21 protein-coding genes are annotated in these 18,123 nt (G+C 63.0%); 6 read left to right on the top strand and 15 right to left on the bottom strand.

Features of this window, described 5'->3' with window-relative positions; all coding sequences use genetic code 11:
- Window position 1 precedes the first annotated feature (1 nt).
- The 4 genes from MMF96_RS02850 to MMF96_RS02835 form a co-directional block, all read right to left on the bottom strand.
- Window positions 2-196, bottom strand: a complete 195-nt coding sequence (locus MMF96_RS02850; protein WP_256882506.1) for a hypothetical protein — start codon at window positions 194-196, stop codon at window positions 2-4.
- A 198-nt stretch (window positions 197-394) separates the two neighbouring features.
- Window positions 395-637, bottom strand: coding sequence for a hypothetical protein (locus MMF96_RS02845; protein WP_256882505.1), 243 nt, complete (start codon window positions 635-637; stop codon window positions 395-397).
- A gap of 32 nt (window positions 638-669) precedes the next feature.
- Complete coding sequence (locus MMF96_RS02840; RefSeq protein ID WP_256882504.1) at window positions 670-1,470, bottom strand: DUF2637 domain-containing protein; 801 nt, start codon at window positions 1,468-1,470, stop codon at window positions 670-672.
- The gene (locus tag MMF96_RS02835) at window positions 1,467-2,024 is read right to left on the bottom strand and encodes a hypothetical protein (RefSeq protein WP_256882503.1); all 558 of its coding nucleotides are present in this window, start codon (window positions 2,022-2,024) and stop codon (window positions 1,467-1,469) included. The genes MMF96_RS02840 and MMF96_RS02835 overlap by 4 nt, the downstream gene beginning before the upstream one ends.
- Window positions 2,025-2,594: 570 nt before the next feature.
- Here MMF96_RS02835 and MMF96_RS02830 point away from each other — a divergent pair.
- From MMF96_RS02830 to MMF96_RS02820, 3 genes are all read left to right on the top strand, one after another.
- Window positions 2,595-2,801, top strand: a complete 207-nt coding sequence (locus MMF96_RS02830; RefSeq protein WP_256882502.1) for a hypothetical protein — start codon at window positions 2,595-2,597, stop codon at window positions 2,799-2,801.
- A gap of 1,465 nt (window positions 2,802-4,266) precedes the next feature.
- Complete coding sequence (locus MMF96_RS02825; RefSeq protein WP_256882501.1) at window positions 4,267-5,697, top strand: integrase core domain-containing protein; 1,431 nt, start codon at window positions 4,267-4,269, stop codon at window positions 5,695-5,697.
- A gap of 58 nt (window positions 5,698-5,755) precedes the next feature.
- The gene (locus tag MMF96_RS02820) at window positions 5,756-7,318 is read left to right on the top strand and encodes a hypothetical protein (protein WP_256882500.1); all 1,563 of its coding nucleotides are present in this window, start codon (window positions 5,756-5,758) and stop codon (window positions 7,316-7,318) included.
- A 137-nt stretch (window positions 7,319-7,455) separates the two neighbouring features.
- Here MMF96_RS02820 and MMF96_RS02815 read toward each other — a convergent pair whose 3' ends face one another.
- Together MMF96_RS02815 and MMF96_RS02810 are read right to left on the bottom strand one after the other, a co-directional pair.
- Entirely contained in the window at window positions 7,456-7,857 is a 402-nt protein-coding gene (locus MMF96_RS02815) for a hypothetical protein (RefSeq protein WP_256882499.1), read from the bottom strand.
- Between the two features lie 9 nt (window positions 7,858-7,866).
- Window positions 7,867-8,424: a hypothetical protein gene (locus tag MMF96_RS02810; RefSeq protein WP_256882498.1), complete on the bottom strand. Its 558-nt coding sequence runs from the start codon at window positions 8,422-8,424 to the stop codon at window positions 7,867-7,869.
- Window positions 8,425-9,377: 953 nt separating this feature from the next.
- Here MMF96_RS02810 and MMF96_RS02805 point away from each other — a divergent pair.
- On the top strand, window positions 9,378-10,115 hold the full coding sequence (locus MMF96_RS02805) for a metallophosphoesterase family protein (RefSeq protein ID WP_256882497.1): 738 nt from the start codon (window positions 9,378-9,380) through the stop codon (window positions 10,113-10,115).
- A gap of 484 nt (window positions 10,116-10,599) precedes the next feature.
- On the opposite strand, the gene MMF96_RS02800 is transcribed toward MMF96_RS02805, so the two are convergent.
- Entirely contained in the window at window positions 10,600-11,133 is a 534-nt protein-coding gene (locus MMF96_RS02800) for a hypothetical protein (RefSeq protein WP_256882496.1), read from the bottom strand.
- A gap of 281 nt (window positions 11,134-11,414) precedes the next feature.
- Between MMF96_RS02800 and MMF96_RS02795 the strand changes: the two genes are divergently transcribed.
- Window positions 11,415-11,672 (top strand): hypothetical protein, encoded by a 258-nt coding sequence (locus MMF96_RS02795; RefSeq protein WP_256882495.1) that lies wholly within the window; start codon window positions 11,415-11,417, stop codon window positions 11,670-11,672.
- Window positions 11,673-11,681: 9 nt separating this feature from the next.
- On the opposite strand, the gene MMF96_RS02790 is transcribed toward MMF96_RS02795, so the two are convergent.
- The gene (locus MMF96_RS02790; protein ID WP_256882494.1) at window positions 11,682-12,941 is read right to left on the bottom strand and encodes a hypothetical protein; all 1,260 of its coding nucleotides are present in this window, start codon (window positions 12,939-12,941) and stop codon (window positions 11,682-11,684) included.
- Complete coding sequence (locus MMF96_RS02785; protein WP_256882493.1) at window positions 12,923-13,339, bottom strand: hypothetical protein; 417 nt, start codon at window positions 13,337-13,339, stop codon at window positions 12,923-12,925. Before MMF96_RS02785 ends, MMF96_RS02790 begins: the two co-directional genes overlap by 19 nt.
- A gap of 55 nt (window positions 13,340-13,394) precedes the next feature.
- Between MMF96_RS02785 and MMF96_RS02780 the strand changes: the two genes are divergently transcribed.
- Window positions 13,395-13,703, top strand: a complete 309-nt coding sequence (locus tag MMF96_RS02780) for a hypothetical protein (RefSeq protein WP_256882492.1) — start codon at window positions 13,395-13,397, stop codon at window positions 13,701-13,703.
- Between the two features lie 161 nt (window positions 13,704-13,864).
- Here the strand turns inward: MMF96_RS02780 and MMF96_RS02775 are convergent, their stop codons facing one another.
- From MMF96_RS02775 to MMF96_RS02750, 6 genes are all read right to left on the bottom strand, one after another.
- On the bottom strand, window positions 13,865-14,113 hold the full coding sequence (locus tag MMF96_RS02775; RefSeq protein WP_256882491.1) for a hypothetical protein: 249 nt from the start codon (window positions 14,111-14,113) through the stop codon (window positions 13,865-13,867).
- A gap of 234 nt (window positions 14,114-14,347) precedes the next feature.
- Window positions 14,348-14,512, bottom strand: coding sequence for a hypothetical protein (locus MMF96_RS02770; protein ID WP_256882490.1), 165 nt, complete (start codon window positions 14,510-14,512; stop codon window positions 14,348-14,350).
- Window positions 14,513-14,594: 82 nt separating this feature from the next.
- Window positions 14,595-14,852 carry a hypothetical protein gene (locus MMF96_RS02765; RefSeq protein WP_256882489.1) on the bottom strand — a complete coding sequence of 86 codons (258 nt, stop codon included), beginning with the start codon at window positions 14,850-14,852 and terminating at the stop codon, window positions 14,595-14,597.
- Between the two features lie 14 nt (window positions 14,853-14,866).
- Entirely contained in the window at window positions 14,867-15,400 is a 534-nt protein-coding gene (locus MMF96_RS02760; RefSeq protein ID WP_256882488.1) for a ParB/RepB/Spo0J family partition protein, read from the bottom strand.
- Window positions 15,400-16,728, bottom strand: a complete 1,329-nt coding sequence (locus MMF96_RS02755) for a DUF3440 domain-containing protein (protein WP_256882487.1) — start codon at window positions 16,726-16,728, stop codon at window positions 15,400-15,402. The genes MMF96_RS02760 and MMF96_RS02755 overlap by 1 nt, the downstream gene beginning before the upstream one ends.
- Before the next feature lie 79 nt (window positions 16,729-16,807).
- Window positions 16,808-18,091: an SNF2-related protein gene (locus MMF96_RS02750; RefSeq protein ID WP_256882486.1), complete on the bottom strand. Its 1,284-nt coding sequence runs from the start codon at window positions 18,089-18,091 to the stop codon at window positions 16,808-16,810.
- Window positions 18,092-18,123: the final 32 nt, after the last annotated feature.

Here is an 18,123-nt window from a genome sequence, read left to right as displayed (position 1 = left end):
CCTACGCGGCCTCTGCTGCCACCTTGGCGGCTGCCGCAGCCTCCCGGGCCTGTGCGGCGTGTACGCGGTCTATGGCGGCGAGAACACGGCGTTGGGCGGCGGGGTCGTCAATCGTGGGCGGGAGCCCCTGGGCGGCGCGGCTGGCGCGGATGAAGGCGGCGACGGACTCGCGGGTGAAAGCTGGTGCAGTGGTCATGGTGGCTTCTATGCGCCCAGTCCCGCGACGGGTGTCGCCGGCGCTCACGGCCGGCTGCGTCTCGATCTCCATGGCGCCCATGTGTGCGGACGGTCCCTCGCCCCAGCCCTAACCACACACCCGCCTGCCACCAAAACAGCAAGACGCCCCGTTACCGTTCAGCGGGGCATCCTGTTGTTCTGGCCGAAGGCCTTGTGGTTAGAGGCCGAGGATGGCTTCGATCTGGCGGGCCTCCTCGGCGGCTCCAGGCTGGCTGGCCTGGCCCTTCTCCAGGAGCTCGCTGTGCACCGGGGCATCAGGGGTGGCCCCTGAAGTGCTGCCAGCGGCGTTGGCTGCGACGACGCCGCCGGTGACCAGGAGGGCGGACAGGAGCAGGGAGAAGCCGATGCGACTCGCGGTCGAGGGGAAGATCTCGGCGAGGCGGGCGAGGAGTGTTTGCATGGTGATTTCCTTTGCGGTGTTGTTGTTGCTGGTTATGCTGCGGACGTGGCGGCTGAGGGGGCCGCCGAGGCGGCCAGGATGCGCTTGACCGTGGATACTGAGGAACCCACCTGGCGGCTGATCTCCGGGATGGTCTCGCCGGAGGCCCTGAGCTCAACGATGCGGACATCCCGTTCGGCGGCCGGGGTGGCGGTTACCGGAACGGCGGCCAATGCCTTCTGCCGGGGCGAACCCTTGACCTCCACGGTTACCGGCTGTGTGGCTGTGGCGGCAAGCTTCGCGGCCTCCTCGAGTTTCGCGATCTGATTCCGAAGCTGATCGGCTTTCGCCATGCTCTCCGCGACGGCCGCCTGGGCCTCGGTGAGCTCCACGGTGAGGGCCGCTTCGCGGTCGAGCTTCTCGCCAACGGCGGGCGGGGCGACCAGCAAGGATTCGGCAACCGTCGATGCCATGAGGATAGCGATGGGCATGAGGGCAGCAAGCACGGCCCCCACGAGAATGTGAGTGGGCTGCAAGGCGTGCACGACATTTGCTGCCACGGAGACCATGACCCAGAAGCCCGAAGCGATGATGACTCCCCGCGCTGATTCCCCCCGGGCCCGACGAACCAGTGCGGCCGCTGCGTAAATCAGGAGGCTCACGTCGACCACCAGGGGGATCAAGTAACGCTGCCACCCGGCCAGCCCGAGGTAGGTCCCTGCGACTTCGGCTTGACCGGAGAAGCTCACGAGGCAAGCTGCCAGGAAGATGACGCCGACGCTGACCGAAACGACGCCAGCAAAGGCGGGGCTATCGGGGAGGATGCGCGCTGCGCGCTTGCGGGGTTCCATCATGCTGCCAACTCATTCCGGATCCAGGCCAGCCGGGTAGCAAGCGCGCCGTACTCGGCCTGCAATGCCTCGCGGCGGCCGATAGTAGGGACTTCGGTGAGGCCGGGGATGCCGTGATCGCGGATGCTTTGCGGCAGAACCAGTTGGAGGATGGCGTTGTTGGCGCCCAGGCGTGCGGTGGTGAAGGCGGGGCGGTCCTCGTCCCAGCCGAAGGATCCTCGGATTATGGCCACTCCCGCGCCCAAGACAGGGCGCCGACTCGGCTGCCGGCGCTCGACGATCAGACGGCCGGCGAAGGTAATGGATGTATCGGCGGCGTACGGGGAGACGTCCAAAGTGAAGGTGCTCAAAGTCGCCGACCCGTCTGTCATGAAGTGACTCCAGGCAAGGGCACGCACGCTATCGGCGTACTCGACCGGGAAGCTATAGGCGCCCCGCTCGTGCAGCCAGCGGTGCGGGATTCCCTCCAGAAAGACGGCCAGGCCGGGAGAGATGGCCGGGCACCGAAGGATCACGCGGTCCTCCCCTTCGACGAAGACTTCCACATCCTGGCGCATGAATCTTCCTTTCTTTTGAAACGCTGGCGTTGCAACTTCTTCGAGTATGGCATATCGAATGTTGCAACGCAAGCGTTGCGTCCTGGCGGAAAATACTGGATGATGGGCATATGGAGATCCAAAGAGAAATTCGCTCGGTGTCCGGGTTGGTCGATGCCGCACGCGCGGCCGAGTACCTGGGGGTCTCCCGGGACCAGATCAGGCTGTGGGAGTGGCGGAAGCGCAAAGGCCAGGGCGCGCTCCCCATGCTTTTTCCGGACCCGGTTGCGCTGGACGACACTGGACACCCTGGCGCTGAGCTTAACAATGGGCGCACGTACAGAGCCGCAGATATCGAAGCTTTTGCGTCCGTCCTGGCTGAGTATGAGCCCAAAGGCGGGCGAGCCAGGAACGCTCCGGACGCTGAAGCCTAACGCTGGGCAGAAGAGAACCCCCTCAGTCGCAATCCTGACTGAGGGGGTTCTCTTCTTTCGCCCGGTGCCCACCACGGCACCAGCAGCAACATCCGCACTCACAAGTATTAAGCAGAATTCAAAAATCCGCAAGTGACGATTAAGATCACCTTAATCGTTGGCGGATCCGATGGTGGCGTCGAGGCGGCCCCGGCGTCCCAGTCGCGCCCCCTGGTTCCAGCTCACCTATGGCCGCCCGCACCATTCCGTCCTGTCGCCCGGGTCGCCCACCGTCGAGCCCGCCACCGCCATGGCGACGGCCCACGACCCGCCCACCCGGACCACCGTGCCCACCGACCAGCTCGGCGCCGAGCGTGCCGGCTGAGTCGCCATGTGAGCTGGATGGAGGGGGGGTGAGCGGACCGGCTCGTGGGAGGGTGGTCGGCCACGCGCCTGAGCCGTGTGGGCCGGTCCCTGAGCCGGTCAGTGAGCCGCCAGCCTGGACCGAATGAGCTGACTGGTGAGCCAGCATGGCCCATTGTCTGAGCTGCCTGATGAGCCAGTCTTCGCGGAAGGGTGAAACCGTCCAGTGAGCCGTGCTTGGACCGGGCTGGGCTGCTGAGTGAACCGCTCGTGAATGGAGAGATGAGCCGGTTCAGAGCGGAGCGGTGAACCGGCTCTTGGACTGTCTGGTGAGCCCGTCTGTCGGGGGTGTCGGGCCTGTTGATAAACCGCCAGCCTGTGCCGAATGAGCCGGCCAATGAGCCACTGTGAACCGGTGCCCTGGCCACGTGTCTGAGCCGGTCCGCGGGGAGGGGTGACGCGCCGATGAACCGCCGGTCCGAGCCGGCCCGCCCGCGGCGGCGGGTGAGCCGGTCCAGGGAGCTGCCTATCTGAGCTGGTCCGGGGGAAGGGTGAGCCGGTCGATGAGCCGCCAGTCTGAACCGGTGTGAACCGCCTGTCTGAACCGTTCTGCGGGAGGGCTGAGCCGACCCGACCCCGCCGAAGTGAGCCGGCCGCCGTGAGCCGGATGAACCAGTGGGAGGTGAGGGAGGGAACTTAAAGGTAAACGTCTCGGTCATCAAATCGCCGACCGCCTCTACGGGTATCGACAAGGTCAACGATCGGAACAACGGGTCGACTGCCGTTCGGAGACGTGGACGTAGTCCTAAGCCGAAGCAGCGGCCCGGCGTTAGCCGGCAGGTAAACGACCAGGACAACGCTGCGGGTTCCGGATCGACTTCGTGTCGGTTGCCTTTCGAAGCGGCTTCGGATCGTTACCCGTGACGCCTGGCTTGCTGGAAAACTTGCCGCCCGGGGTGGGAATCGGCTCCGTCTTGCTCGGTGTGGCTTGCCGGCTTTGGCCGGGGTCGTGGATCGAATGCCGGCGGTCTCCCTTCCTTGGCGCCTGATTTGAGCCAGATTATAATCGCTGTCTTCTGGACTTCGTCCAAAGACGCATAGAATCTGTTAAAATTGTTACATGAATGTTACTGGTCCTTCTCTCACTCCCGTGCAGCTCCAGGCCCTCAGGCAACTTTCCTCCTCCCGCCCTCCGTCTCGGTTCTCTGCGCCCGTCTTCCTGCGCGACCTGGCCGTGCGTGGCTACTCGCTCGGCTGTACCGACCAGCAAATCTTGGTCTTTGCCAGAAAGCAGGTAGCCAGCCGGCCCGGGCTCAAACAGTTCCTCGGGCAGGTAACGTGTGATGTCTCGCTACCTTGCTTACAGACTCTCTCATGACGTTGTTTACAGTATGTCTCAACACCCTGTTTACAGGATGTCTCAAGGCCTTGTTTACGCCGGTGGAGGGTTGCTGAACTACGGCGGGACTCGGTTTCGATAATTAAGGATGCCTAAATCCTTGACTCCTTCCGTGCGCCGCCAGATTGTCGAATTCGACCCCTTGGCCGCAGACGGGCCCAGCGTGTCCGAGTTTTGCCAACGCCTGGGAATCAGCCGTCCGTCCTTCTACAACATCCGCCGCCGTTTCCTTCAGGAGGGAAACAAGGCATTGAATCCACGCTCCTCGGCGCCGAAGAATCCTGTGCGGACCTTTGGCCAGAACACCACTAATACCGTCTTGCGGATTCGGACCCGGTTGGAAAAAGAGGGGTGGGGCAGCGGGCCGAAGTCGATCTGGTTCGTCGGGGTTGACACTGGCGAGTTCGGACTGCCGGTGCCCTCGGTGGCGACAATTGCGAGAATCCTTTCCGCAGCCGGGGCGGTGAAGGCGAATCCCCGCAAGCGACCGCGCTCGGCGTGGCTGCGGTTCGCCCGCTCGGCGGCGATGGAGATGTGGCAGTTGGACGCCCTTGAATATCGGCTGGCCGACGAGGCTGGCACCAAGGTGACGATCTATCAGCTTCTCGATGATTCCACCCGCTTCGATGTCGGCACCATGTGCTTCCCCGATCCGGAGAACGGCACCGATGCCATCGCCACGCTCCGTGCCGCATTCACCGCCCATGGGGTGCCCAGGGAACTCCTCAGTGACAACGGCCGGGCCTTCAACCAGGCACGGCAGGGCATCGTTTCGGGGACCGAGCGGTTCCTGGCTGACCATGGCTGCTTGGGAATCAGCGGGCGTGGTTATCATCCGCAGACCCAGGGGAAGAACGAACGCAGCCACCAGACCTTGCGGCGTTTCCTGGAGGCCAACGCACCGGCGAGCCTTGCGGCGCTCACCACGCTGATCACTGACTTTCGCAGCTACTACAACTATCGCCGCAGGCATCAGGCCCTGCCCGGCGCGATGACCCCGGGACAGGCATGGGAGGCGGCCGACCACCGGCCCTCGGAACGGATACCGATCAGCCACAAGGAACTCCAGGCCCGCGCCGATTCCTACCGCGACAACAGGCTCGCCCAGAATGCCGCAGAGGCACCCGCGGGAGAGATCCAAGACCTCTCACGGACCGCCACCACCGCGGCGGCAGCGGAACCGCGCCTTCCGGCAGGCGGGCGGCTCCGAGATGCCGCCGTGGACCTGGTCGTCGTCACCCGCGGAAACCCCCAGATCTACTTCCAAGGACTGAAGATCATGATTCCCAGCAATCTGGCCGGGACCTACCAAGTGATCAGCACGGAAAGCGACTACAGCATGTTCGACACCACCACCGGAATCGAAAGCGTCTATTTCCCCTTACCCATACGCCCTGCCATCACCCGCCGTATTTTCCCTCTCTGGGCAGTCAGCGGCGCGAGAGTCCGCGACCAGAAAGCGGACTGGACTGACAAACAACGGACCTACATGAAGAAGACCCTCGCCAAGGAATCATAGCCACAGCACCTGTTCCCAATGACAGCCAGGAACAGGTGCTGAGGCTGTCAACAACCTCATGCGAGCGGTCGTCAACAAGCTAGCGATATCGATTGTAAACAAGGGCACGAGAGAGGTTGTAAACAACCTCATGAGAGCGAACGTAAACAACCTAGTGCGATTAGACATCGGGCAGGTAACGCCGCTCAAACGTGTCTTGGCTACCGCGAAACGGTCGTCGCTAGCATCCTCACCCCAGGGGGCCCGGCGGAACGCGGCGGCAGTGTCGCGGCTGCTCGTCGGAAGACTGCTCTCAGATTTTTCGAAGGGGACACCAAACCGCAGTCGGGTTGGCGACGAGGGCCTGGATGATGAGGCCTGGGCTGAGGCGGTTCTGGGGGCACCGAAGGCCGACGCGATGCCAATGTCGCCGGCCACGCAATTGCGCTTGCGGGTCGGCCTCGCGGTGGTCGGGATGGACCTCTTGGCCTCCATTAATTCCGAGAAGGGCTGGTCGACCACACAGCTCTCTTATGCGCGCATGAATCTCCTCACGGGCTGGACCACCTCGACCTCAAAACGGGCGCTCAACGACCTGGTTACCATGGCCATGATCTCTGAGCTCCAGACGGCCCGTAAGGCGTCCGCCCGCCGCTTCAAGATGAACCGCGGACTCACCCCGGACCAGTGCGAAACCGCCGCCAGCCAGGTGGAAACCATCCTCGCACTCAGGGGCATCGAGGGGGCGGAGAGCTTGGCGGCAGAGCTCATCCGGTCAGTAACACACAGCGCTTGGAACTACGGCTCCTCGCCCCTCGGCCACAGGGCCTGGTGGGTTGCTGCGGCCGACGCCGGCGGCCTGGATCCAGTTGCCCTGGGTGTGAGCAAACGGAATGCTTCCTTGGACCGGAAGTCCCTTGCAGCGGCCGGCGTCACCGGTGCCAAGACCGGCGCAGAGCTGACCGCGGCGCTTGACCTGTACAGCCGGGAGCACGGCTGCCTTGAGGCCAGGCGCATGGCGGAGGAGGCCTACAGTGAGGCGGCAGCAACGAGAACCGATGAGCTCCAGTATTTCCGGGGCGTCAAGGAAGATGCCCGGAAAATTGTCGCAGAGCTTGTTGGGCCCTTCACTTCGGTCCCGAAACCCGGCGTCTCGGGCGGGAAGAAGATGGCCCGGTGGATCGAGACCTCGAAAGAGGCGTTCGCCGGGCGGACGTATCCGGTGGAAGTAGCTGCCGCTGTCCAGGCCGGACTGGGCAGGATGATCGGCACTAGGGTGCGAGATGCGGCTAGCGGCAGAATCATTGGCGGCTGGATCACAGCCGCGCTCGACGTTGAGGGCGAGCTGCCGGCTAAGAGGCTGGTTGCCATGCGGGCCGCGCGGGGGCTCGATCACCTGGGCGCGGCACACATGAGCATTCCGCGGGGCGACGCCGACGAGGTCGCGCAGAAGGCCTGGCTGGCGGACATGCGGAACAAGCTCAACGGGTTACCGGCTATGAGCTTGGAAGTGCAGGCCGCGATCGAAGCCGACCTTTTTGCCCGCCTGACGCTCCGGCAGTGGGATGCTGACAAAGTAGCGAAGGCCAGTGCCTGGGTCGTTCGTGATGCGGCTATCACTGAGGTGCTGGCAGCCGCGTAGCCCAAAGGGGACACCATTCCTCTAATTGCATCAACAACAAGAGCACCCGCATGGGGAACTGTGCGGGTGCTCTTGTTTACCCAGCCCCTCCTGCCATGCAGCCCGCCAGTCCGCGCAGCGAATCGTTTGCCAGGCGATTAGGTGAGCGGGGCGGTTGTCGGTGGCCACCGCAAGCTCTGCCGCTCGGTGAAGATGTTGGCGCGGGTCAGGATGGCGGGGGTTGCCTTCTCGGTTTCGGCCCGGTCGGCACCGGTCTCGCCCATCGGGAACCATGGTTCCGGCAGCGCTTCCGGCTCTGGCCACTGATCCCCAAGGAGGTCGAGCAGTGCGGCCGAAATCAGGGCGCGCCAGCAGTGGTCGCCTATGCTTGCTGGCGCGTCCAGTGGCGGGCAAGGATCGCCATCCAACACCTGCTCCATCAAGCTCAGCTGTTTCTGCAGGTAGACCAGGGCTGCGGCATCGTCGCCGACGGCCAGGTGCTCGCGGACCCGGGCGGTCAACCTGGCGATCGCCGTCGGCACGTACTCCTCAAGCCTCATGCCGCCAGCCTATCGCCGCAACAGGTCGTGATCCGCCGGTAGTGCGCCGTCCAGGACGGCGAACGCTTCGGCACCGGTCAGCGTCTCGCGGGCCACGAGGGCCTCGGCCAGGGCGATGAGCGGGGTCCAGAGCGCGGTGAGCTGGAGCCGGACGACATCCGCCCACATGTCGAAGGCGGCGCCGCGGTCCGTGAAGGATACAGGAAAATCTTCGATGTCGCCTTGGCCACCGGACATCAGGGCGCCGGCGGCATGGTCCGCCCAAATTTCCTGCTCATCGGTGCCCCACTCGTCCGGCTCGGCAGCGGCGAGTGTTGCCATCGCTTGGGCGACGGGACCAGCAACGAGAACCTGTGCACGATCAATATCATCGATCATTGCCGGCACAGGCAAGGTCAAGCCGCGGTGTTCCTCCGCGCTCTGGATGCTGACCGAGATGACCTCCCGGCCCAGCTTGTAGTAGGCGACGGTGTGGCCGGCCTCGTGGATGGCGGTCAGGTGAAGATCATTGGTGGCATCGAGGGAGCCAAGGTCCTGAACGATAGTGGTGGGGATGAGTGTTTTCATGGCCTAAAGCCCTTTCGCGGAAATGTTGCTGCGGTCGACACCATCCATGCGTAGATCGGGACACCACACCTGCACGAGGTTCGGTGGCCAGTCAAACCGTCGGTCGATACCGCCCGCCGGTCAGTGGATGATCTCGCCGCTGCCAAAGTCAGGGGCGTAATTCCACCCATGCGCGCCAATGTCATCCGCAAGTTGGCTCACCAATTCGGCAGGACCGCTTAGGACCGTGCTCAGAACCGTCACGGCCGCGAGCGTGTGCAGACATCCGTGCAGCGGCTCGGCCAACAATTCCTCCAACGGGACCAAATCCATGTAGCGCAAGAAGAGCTGCCGATGGCACGCCTCGCAGAGTGGCTCCGGGAGCACGAACCCGCACTCATACAGGTACTCGCACCGGACCCAGCGCCCGACTACTTCCCTTTCACTCGCCACTTCAAACCCCACCGATCAGTGCGGCCAGTCGAATTGCCGGCCGCGGTGGCGACCATGTGTGCGGAGCCGCGTGCAGCGCAACTCCACGCCGCAGTCGCGGTCTGGCCGGCGATAGCCGCAGCCGATGCGCCGGAAGGTCGAACGAGCCAGCCGCGAGCCATTTAAGTGAAGGTCGGCGCTGGCGCGCCTCCCATCACCGCCACGCCCACCAACTCGCTCCACCTCCCCGCGAAACTCTCCGTTCCCATTGGCCGCTGCGCGTCCAAGATTGCTGAGAGGATGACTGCATGATCCCCGCTGACCGATCCGCTGACCTGGGTGACGTGCTGACCGCCGCTCGACCTGGCTGCGGTGGCGCTGCGCGGCTGGGAGGGGGCAGTCCGGCGTGACGGCCAACGAGGCGGACGGCGACACGGTGGGCTTCTCGTTGGAGTGCGGACCGTTGAGCTATCCGACTGCGGCGCGCAGCGCGGGGGAGCGGATTGGTTGGCGGTCCGGGGCAGGCCGTACACATGGGTGACATGAGCATCGCAATCGTAGGGGACCTGCACAGTAACAGCCGAGAAACGGAGGCTGTCCTTAGGCGTATTTCTCGCGCCGGCCACTCGCGGGTTATCCAGGTAGGAGATATTGGTGTCCACTGGAGTGGGCTGCACCATCTGGATCGCTACACCGAGGTCCTTGGAAAGTTCTTGGACCGGTTCGATCTGCAAATGATTTTCATCGACGGCAACCACGACAACCATCTCGCCTTACGGGCTCTGCCCCTGGACGATGAGGGGTTCGGTGTGATCTCCGATCGTCTTCGCTACGCACCCCGCGGCCACCGCTGGGCTGAAGACGGTGTTCGCTTCGGCGCCCTCGGCGGAGCCGTGAGTGTCGATCAGGATTGGCGCACCGAAGGCAAGAATTGGTGGCCGGAGGAATCCACGACTGTTGCCGATGTAGAACGCTTGAGCACCGAGAAGCTGGACGTCCTCATTGCCCATGAAGCCCCGGCTGGTGTGACGGGCCTCGAGTCTGGCTTGCTCACTCCTCTTCCGGAGTTGGTTGCGTGGGACGCCTGGCAGAACCGCCTGCGGATTCGCGAAGCCGTCGACGCCACCCACCCGGCCCTGACCTTCTGTGGGCATTGGCATCAAAGTCTCACGCAGCAACTGCCCGATTCCGAAACCGTCGTTCATGTCCTGGACCGAGATGGCTTCGAAGGAAATGCTGTCGCACTTACTCTCAGCGATCTCACCGTGCGCCCACTCTAGCTCTCACCCCCTCCTCCGCCTGCGGCGCGCGATCCCGCTCCACTCACCTTGCTTGCTGCCAAGTCTCACCACAAACGCACGCCGCTGCGGGCACCGCTCCGGTGACCTGGCCGACCTCGGAGCGGGGGTATAGGCGGAACGCAAGCGGGCTGGTACCGCGGGCCGCAGGCCATTGAAGGTCTTGGTCTTGGCCACACGCAGTGATGGCGTTGCGGCGTGGGGCGCTTCACGAAAATGAAGTCGCGGCGGTGTGAATTTTGGTGCGGTGAGAAGTGCCTTAGTAGGCAAAAATTCTGGCGATACCTGGCTTGCCGTGTTAAGGGCGATTCTGTGCCAGGTCTCCGGATTCTAATTCGCCTTTATCGCCCGTCCCGGGTTCGCAGCAAGTGCATACAGTTTTTTTTCGGAGGCCTGCACACGCCGGGCGGCAGGCAACAGCCCCAGCGTCCTATTTCATGCCCGGGCTGCGGGCCGTCTCGGATTGCTAGAAGAGGTGCTCCTCGAAATATGAGGCGACCTCGGTGGGCACCAGCCAGCGGCGCATCTCGCGCGGGCTCACCGTCATCGGCAGGTGCACCACAGGAGCCATCAGCCGGCCGCACCCGGTGTCTATGAGGATTTTGGAGCGCAGGCTGTCGCTGGCCCCGATCATGACGAGGCCCGGCGGGCATACGAAGGAATCTGACCACACCGGCGCGTCCATATCCCACTTGTCCTGTCGGAGCCATGGGTGCGAGCCTATTAGTTTTTCTATCAGCAACTCCGCTGCCATGGCCACGTGCTCCGGAGTGACCTCAACGTGGTCGGGTGGCGTCTCACCCACAGCCTCTGCTGCGTCCTGGACCCAGCCCAGCAAGGCGTCGGCCAGCCCAGCCTCGTGGGCGAGTTCGAATACCAGCTGCCGCAGCGCGGCCACCGCAACACCCATCTTCGGCCGCTTGGCTGCTGGCGGCGGTGGGGTCGGCCGATGTCGTGCACGGATCTCGGCGATGCGATCGAATGAAGTTGTGGATGCCATGGCGGGTGGCCACCTTTACTCTCGGGCTGGGTCTGCTTTCTCACGCATCCCCATGCGTAGGCGGCTCGCCTCACAACCCGCTCAACGACGAGCTCCCGCACACCGCGTCGTCGCCGAATCGACACCGAGCCGGACCCTGCAAGCCCACCCACCGGCCGCGGCCTAGGTCGCCAGCGTGCGGCCAGCTTTGCGCCCGGCGCCACACACATGTACTCCACAGACCCACGCACGCACGCGTGGGGCACAATGACAACCAAGGCGACAAGCGATGAGGTTGCGTGATGGCAGCGGGTGAGCAGGATGAAGTTTTGGAGCTGGAAGTGCTCGCGGTCGAGGCGGCGCTTGGCGGGCTGCCGAGCGTGGTGGAGCTGTTGGACCACGCGCTGCCCTGGCTCGTGACCATCGGGGAGCAGAGCCCAACGGCGCGGGTTGAGGCTATTGGCGCCATCCTGGTGGCGCACTCGGAGGGGCCCGAGCGGCTCAGGAGGGCGTCCGAAGAATGGAAGGCATTTCTGGGACCCATGCGGCCGTGGGGGTGATTAGCGCGGTCAGCTATCCGGGCCAAAGCGTTTTTCCGTTTCGGCAGCCAGGTCGACATCCTCGAGCTTGACTGTGCTGGCAATGGAGGGGAGCGCGGCGGCGTGAAGATCCAGGGCCTCGAGTGTCACGACGACGGCGGTGAGATCCTCTGTGAGCATGTCGCCCGCTTCCAGTCGCTCCAGGGTGGCGGTCGAAGCACCGGACATCACGGCCAGTTGATCCAGCGACCATGCGCGTGCTTCCCTGGCGGTTTTGATGGTGCTTGCGACATCGGCTGCTGTCCGCAAGAACACTGTGCGGACGGATGGTGCATCTTCGGCATCTTCACTTCCGCCTGCCAGGAATTCCTCCGCACGCTGGATCATCTCGTGCGAGAGACCGATGTTGCTGCGGGGCTCGATCACCAAGGAAGCATGAAGCTTCACTGACCTCATACCGCGAAGCTGTTTGCCGGCGCCTTTTGCATCACGATCATCGATCCAAAGGATCCGGAGTGGCTGGTTTACGGGGAGCTCGTCAATGAGGAACGTCCACAGAGAAAGCCGCTTCCAAGGTCTCTGCCGATACGAATCCACATCGGTCTTCTGATCGAAAAGCGGGAAGTCCCCGAGCCCGATCTGTTTTGCGAGGAGGTCAATGTATCGGCCCCAGGCTGACAACCAGTTGAGCTCCACGGTGGGCATCGCGGCCCACCGATTAATCGCCGAGATGGTGGCGGTGTCGTAGGGAAAGGTCGTCGGCCGGACGAGCGGTGGCTGCCAGTATTCCAGCTCAGTGAAATCAGAAGTGTGGACTGGGGCGCCGAAGGAATCGAATGGGAGAAGGACCCCGTCCACGTCCATCAAGATCAAGGTTGTCACAGGCCAAATCATCGGCTCAACCTCCGCGCCGGCAACCGCCCGGGCCGCCTTCAGGATCAACTTGGCGCCGTCCTTGAGCGAACCCCATCGGAGTTCATCGACCAGTGAAGGATCACGGCCCATGCCGGCAATCGAGCCCGCCGATCCCCACCACGCCCGGATCTCGGCATTGGCCAGCCCGCCCTCAACCAACAGCCAAACAGCTTCATAAGCCACCCGCAGCCGAACCAAACCTCGTACCGCCGGACGGGACTCACCAGCTGCCCACTGTGGCACGTCGGAATCCGACTCGGTACCGCCGAGCTCAGCGATGAGCTGGGCGCCCAGAAAGGGGAGCAGGATGGTGACGAGGTCGGCGGTCGTGGCAGGGGGTGTTGGATGGGGGCGAGTCATTCGGCTGTCGGCCATTCTCCGGGCTCCTTTTTCGTTTTCATCCAGGCATCCACGAGTGGCTGCCATGCCGGGCGGATGTCTGCTCGGGGCAGGATCATCTCGTCCCACACCTCGCAGAGGAGGTCAGCATCGAGGTAGAAATAGAGCTCGTCGCTTGTGCCGTGCACCAGGAGGGCCGAGTACGCACGCGCGCGGTCCTCGAGGTCGGCGAGGTCGACGACCTCGAAGCGATAAAGACGATTCGACTTGAGATTCATAGGAAGCAAGGTGACACGTTTCGCCGTGAGGTAGCTCTGCTCCCACAGCCGGTCAGGGACGTAATACGGATAGCTGGGGCAGGGTGGAAGGCGGGTCCGCATCTCCCACAAGGGCTCTGGCCAGGCCATGGCTCCTCCCTTCTTCTCAGCAAACATTTCGCTCCCACTCCATGTGTGCGGAGTGATGGGCGGCTCCGTACACATGGAGCCTATGACGACCGGTATTGAAAAACCCCAGATCAAGGCATTCACCGAGGCTGCAGCGCTCATGCGAGGCGAACGCTATTGGGACCACGCCGGCCGTCCCGATGAGATCGTCGAATTCTTGGAGGCCTTGGGCGGAGCGCTCGCAGAGGTTTGCTACCAGCTCGCCAGGTATGGCGTCCTAAATCAGGCGGCCATGGACGCGTATCGTGAAGTGGCAAGAATTCGCTTCCCCGCGGCGATCCCGACCTCCGCAGAGATGATCCTGCTCGTGCCGCTGCAGAAGAAAATCGAGAGGCTGCGCGCAGGGGAGTAGTTCCGCAGCCCCTGCTCTCCGCTGCCCCCGCCACGGCATAATACCCCCATGGCGAAGCGTTCAATCTTCCTCGGCGTCTCCGGCGCCATCGTCCCGCGCTCCGGTCCGTCTGGCGGGCCGGCGCACGGCCCGGTGACCGGCTCGGCGGCCGAGGCGACGTGTCAATCGGAGCGGGTCTGACCTGCCTTGGCGACCTCGAGCTCGGCCTGGCGGATGCGGCCGTTTGCACGGCCGAACATGATCCCGGCGACGATCATCACGATGACGCCGAGCCAGAACATGCCAGGCGCGGTCGAGATGAGACCCAGAATGGCAATGACGAGTCCGAGGCCAAGACCATAAGCGCTGCGGATTCGTGACCTGTGGCCGGCGACGAGTATCCGGTGGGCTGCCGCTTGGACTTCGCTCATGTTTGTCTCTTTCCCCGATTTTCACACTCGACGCGGCACCGTCCAATGAGTGGAGGGCCAAGACCAGGAGTGCCGTCCGACCATAGTGGTGGACACCAGCTCCCAAGCCTACCGGGAGCCATGGACATCCTGTCTGAGGCGTGCATGCTGGCCAGGGCCTGGCCGCAGCCACGACTTCCTCAGCAATCGGCCAAGCTGGCCGCCCACCGATCCGCCAGCCGGCCAGCCAAGCGGTCAGTCGCGTAGGACGGCTTTGGCGCCAAGGGCCAGTAGGATGACGGCTGCGAGGGTGGTTGCGGCCGCGGCGAGGATGCCCGCAGTTGAGCCGGCCTGGGTGGCGGCGGCCCAGCCCCATGCACTCCCGGAGAGGCCGATGAGACCGATGGATGCCTTGAACATGTTGGCTCCTTTGCTGTGGTGACGGTGACGACACCCTGCCCGCCGACCCGCTCAGCGGGCATGGGTGGCGTGGGTCTGCGTGCTATCCCTCCAGCAGCAGGGCTTCGATGGCCTCTGGTAGATCGAGGGGTGGTTGGTTTGCGGCGGCGGCGGTCCTAGCCTGAGCTACCAGCACGCTGTCCACACGGGCGCTGACCTGTACTCGCGTGCGTGGTTCCGCATCCTCCGGGATCTCACCACGGGCGATAGTTTCAATGAGTCCCCGCAGTGCTGCGCTGCGGCCCTCCGGCTTCGCATCCAGCCGGACCAGTGCGGGGGTGGAAATGCGAAGGCTGATCATCCGGTCGGCCACGGCTAAATCACCCCTGTGGCGGTGGACGCCCGTACTGCGGAGAACTCCGCATCGCGGAACAGTGCGGCGAGGCCGGTGACCTGCTTTAGCCGCAGCAGCTCGTCGGCATCCATTCCGATATGCTTCATGATCCACGCATCACCCATCCCACTTTCAACCAATTCGGCAACGATCCCGCTCATGAGCTCTATGCTGTGGGTGCCGCGGGCCCGGTTATGGCGGATCGTGGAGGCCATGCGCCCTTCGAGCGGCTTGTCGATCGTGACAATCGGCAGCATGCCACCCTCGCGTTCGCGGACCCGCTTGCTAGTGAGTATCACGGTGTATCGATGGAAACCGTCCACTATCTCGTAAACATCTTCCTCGGTCAGGTAATAGGCGACCACGGGCTGGGTGTATCCGTCTTCCCAGATGGAAGTCTCCAGGAGCTTCATTTCCGGTGGGGCAACGCTGTTCGGGTTGTAGGCGTTGGCTCGGATCTTCTCGAGCGGGACGGCCTGGACGCCGTAAACGGGGGAGGTGAAAACCTTGGACACTAGAGGATCTCCTTGTACTTGGCGAGTGCGGTCTTGCGCTTTTCGAGTTCGAGTTTGTTCTGCCCGAATCCCATGTATTTGCAGCTGTAATCATTGCGAAGGATCGTGATGCACAACCGCTTCCAGGTGGGAACTTCAGCGAAATTGCTGATCTCTAGCAGATCATCGGGATACTCAGCGAACCGGACCACTTCGTAGGGCGTGGAGTATGTGCGCTTGCTGGTGGGCGCTCCGAGGAACTCGACGCCGGCCGTCTCGCCGGCCTGGAGTTGCTGAACCGTTTCCAGCCGCAGTGCACCGCCGGTCTCGGTCCAGTACTTGATCGAGGTGGCCATCTTCTTCAAGTAGCCTTCACGTGCCGCAACGGGCAGTGTGGTCAGCAAGAATTCGGCGTAAGTCTTCCAGGAGTGGCCTGGCGGCAGTTTCACACCCTTCGCGCCCATGGCAGCGGTCCCGCCGTAGATGGCGGCGAAGTTGGCACCGTTGACGCGGCCCACGAGCTTGGCCCACATGGCCGGTTCGAGCACGCGGTAGAGCTTCAGGGAGTCGGTGGCCGCATCATTGAACGGGGAGGCCACCCGCATCTGGTGGATGCCGATGCCTGCCAGGTGAAAGAGATCGTAGAGGCCGTTGTAGGTCCAGTCGAATTTTGCGTGGGCAACCCAAACATCTTCCGTGACCCAGTCGTGCACGGGGTAGGCGTTGTAGATTCCAGTGGCGACTTCGGTGGTCCATTTGAGACCCTGGTAGGTGCTCTGCTTGTCTTGACGGTTAATCGCCGCGTAGCGGTGCAGGGATTCTTGTTCGCGGATACCGACAAGGACGGCAGTCTCCTCGGCGCCCTTCATCCGATGGTGCCAGCGGGCGAACTGGACATTGAATTTGTAATCCCACACGCCTTCGTAGGCCGGGAAGTCGGCCGGCACGTTCCCAGTGTTGATTACGCCGGGGTGCTCGGGCATGGGGCGCGCCCAGATTTCTTGCTGTTCTGGATCCCAGGGCCTCCAGTGATCCTGGTACATCGAGACGCCGCACTGAGCGGCGACCGGCAGACAGATCCAGTAGGGCTCAATGAGATCCAGATTGGAGGTCATCATCTCGGTAACGTAGTCGGTCGTGGCCGTGTACTGGCCTTCGTAGTCAAGGTGGTAGACGGAGATCTTCTTGGTGATTCCGTGATCACGCATGTAGTCGATCGTGGCGTTGAGCACGACGCCGGAGTCCTTGCCGCCACTGAAGGCGACGATGACGTTGTCGAATTCCTCGAAGGTCCTTTTGAGGCGTTCCTGGGTCGCTTCCCATACATTCTGTACCAGTGCTGTCTCCATGGTGCCCTCCTTATCTCTCTCTAATAATTATCCCATTTCGGGATACATTGCCGCAAATCGTGTAATAGTTTTCCGGCTGCTAGAGAATCGTGCGCGGATCGAAAGCATGCCGGACGAGGTCAGCCAGCCAGCCCTTCTTCGTCAGATTCTTGGCGATCAGCGCATCGATGCCCAGATCGGTCACATGCTCCGTGTACTCGATCGCACTCTCCTGACCCAGCCGGCGGATTCGGCTTTTGGCCTGTTGCTGCCGGCCATAGTGGAAACCCAAGGAGGCGAAGTGACACTCCGAAAAGTGCTGCAGGTTGAGACCGAAGGAACCGACACCATAGGTGAGAAGCAGCGGCACTAGCTCTGTCTTGGAGCGCTCGAAGATTGAGACCCGCTCTGCAGCCGGGGTGTCGCCGTTAATAACCAGGCACTTGCCATCGAGCGCTGCCGCGATCAATCGTTGCTCTTCGCGGTACTGGCAGAAGACCAGCGTGTGCCGGTAGCGCGCCCATACGGCCACGCTCTCACACTTCAGCGGATCAGTGGCAGCTATCAGACCCAGCTTGCCGAGCATCTCGTACAAGGCCATTTCATCGGCGCCGGTCTCCCAAGCCTTGAAGAACTCATCACGCACCACCGCGTAGGCCAGGTGGCCTTCGGGACTGGCGGAGTGCTCTCGCACCAGGGTTGTTTCAGGCAAACCGAACTGCAACTTTGCTTCGAAAATGTACGGCGCCATTAGGGATTGGAGATGCGCGACATTGGGCTCGTAGGTTTCGAACCAGATGCGTTCCTCGCCCCGGTCATCGATCATCTTGTTCATCGTGAAGTATTTGTACCGGAAGGCCCGGTCATCGGTCGCCAGGATCTTCGGGCTCAGGAAATCCATCTGCCGTTTCAGATCCCACAGGTCACGGGTTAACGGCGTGCCATTGAGGGCAAGAGCATAGTCGGCATGTTTGCGCAGCTGCAGCATCCGCTTGCTGCGTTTCGAATCGCCATTTTTAATGAAGGTCGACTCGTCGGCGATGATCAGGAATTTGCGATCCTCGCACCAGGCCAGCACTTCAAGATAAGTGCGGTCCGACTGAGCTAGGGTCTCGTAGCCCAGGAACCGCACGGGGAGGGTGCAGCCCCACTTTGCGACCTCGGTCTCTACGGCGGCCAGCACGGAGAACGGTGCGACCCACAAGACAGCGTCAAGGCTGTCAGTGCGGTAATTGGCCAGCTCCACAGCCACACGAGTCTTGCCCATGCCCTGCTCCATGAAGACCCCGCCTACGCGGAGTTTGGCAAAGCGTTCCAGGGCGACGGTTTGTTCGAGCGTGAAAGTGGGATCTGTGGCGAGCTCAGGTGCTGTGGCGAGGGCCATGGTTTTCCTTACTTGACTTCGAGGTGCGCGGG

The organism is Arthrobacter sp. STN4, from assembly GCF_024539665.1.
In the GTDB taxonomy this organism is placed as follows: domain Bacteria; phylum Actinomycetota; class Actinomycetes; order Actinomycetales; family Micrococcaceae; genus Specibacter.
This window is presented reverse-complemented; position numbering and strand designations above follow the sequence as displayed.

Coding starts and splice junctions, on each gene's coding strand:
- MMF96_RS02805 (WP_256882497.1), top strand. CDS start 9,378: ATGAGCATCGCAATCGTAGGGGACCTGCACAGTAACAGCCGAGAAACG.
- MMF96_RS02840 (WP_256882504.1), bottom strand. CDS start 1,470: ATGATGGAACCCCGCAAGCGCGCAGCGCGCATCCTCCCCGATAGCCCC.
- MMF96_RS02850 (WP_256882506.1), bottom strand. CDS start 196: ATGACCACTGCACCAGCTTTCACCCGCGAGTCCGTCGCCGCCTTCATC.
- MMF96_RS02815 (WP_256882499.1), bottom strand. CDS start 7,857: ATGAGGCTTGAGGAGTACGTGCCGACGGCGATCGCCAGGTTGACCGCC.
- MMF96_RS02810 (WP_256882498.1), bottom strand. CDS start 8,424: ATGAAAACACTCATCCCCACCACTATCGTTCAGGACCTTGGCTCCCTC.
- MMF96_RS02800 (WP_256882496.1), bottom strand. CDS start 11,133: ATGGCATCCACAACTTCATTCGATCGCATCGCCGAGATCCGTGCACGA.
- MMF96_RS02770 (WP_256882490.1), bottom strand. CDS start 14,512: ATGTTCAAGGCATCCATCGGTCTCATCGGCCTCTCCGGGAGTGCATGG.
- MMF96_RS02790 (WP_256882494.1), bottom strand. CDS start 12,941: ATGGCCGACAGCCGAATGACTCGCCCCCATCCAACACCCCCTGCCACG.
- MMF96_RS02750 (WP_256882486.1), bottom strand. CDS start 18,091: ATGGCCCTCGCCACAGCACCTGAGCTCGCCACAGATCCCACTTTCACG.
- MMF96_RS02765 (WP_256882489.1), bottom strand. CDS start 14,852: ATGATCAGCCTTCGCATTTCCACCCCCGCACTGGTCCGGCTGGATGCG.
- MMF96_RS02785 (WP_256882493.1), bottom strand. CDS start 13,339: ATGTTTGCTGAGAAGAAGGGAGGAGCCATGGCCTGGCCAGAGCCCTTG.
- MMF96_RS02775 (WP_256882491.1), bottom strand. CDS start 14,113: ATGAGCGAAGTCCAAGCGGCAGCCCACCGGATACTCGTCGCCGGCCAC.
- MMF96_RS02825 (WP_256882501.1), top strand. CDS start 4,267: ATGCCTAAATCCTTGACTCCTTCCGTGCGCCGCCAGATTGTCGAATTC.
- MMF96_RS02795 (WP_256882495.1), top strand. CDS start 11,415: ATGGCAGCGGGTGAGCAGGATGAAGTTTTGGAGCTGGAAGTGCTCGCG.
- MMF96_RS02780 (WP_256882492.1), top strand. CDS start 13,395: ATGACGACCGGTATTGAAAAACCCCAGATCAAGGCATTCACCGAGGCT.
- MMF96_RS02820 (WP_256882500.1), top strand. CDS start 5,756: ATGCGAGCGGTCGTCAACAAGCTAGCGATATCGATTGTAAACAAGGGC.
- MMF96_RS02845 (WP_256882505.1), bottom strand. CDS start 637: ATGCAAACACTCCTCGCCCGCCTCGCCGAGATCTTCCCCTCGACCGCG.
- MMF96_RS02755 (WP_256882487.1), bottom strand. CDS start 16,728: ATGGAGACAGCACTGGTACAGAATGTATGGGAAGCGACCCAGGAACGC.
- MMF96_RS02835 (WP_256882503.1), bottom strand. CDS start 2,024: ATGCGCCAGGATGTGGAAGTCTTCGTCGAAGGGGAGGACCGCGTGATC.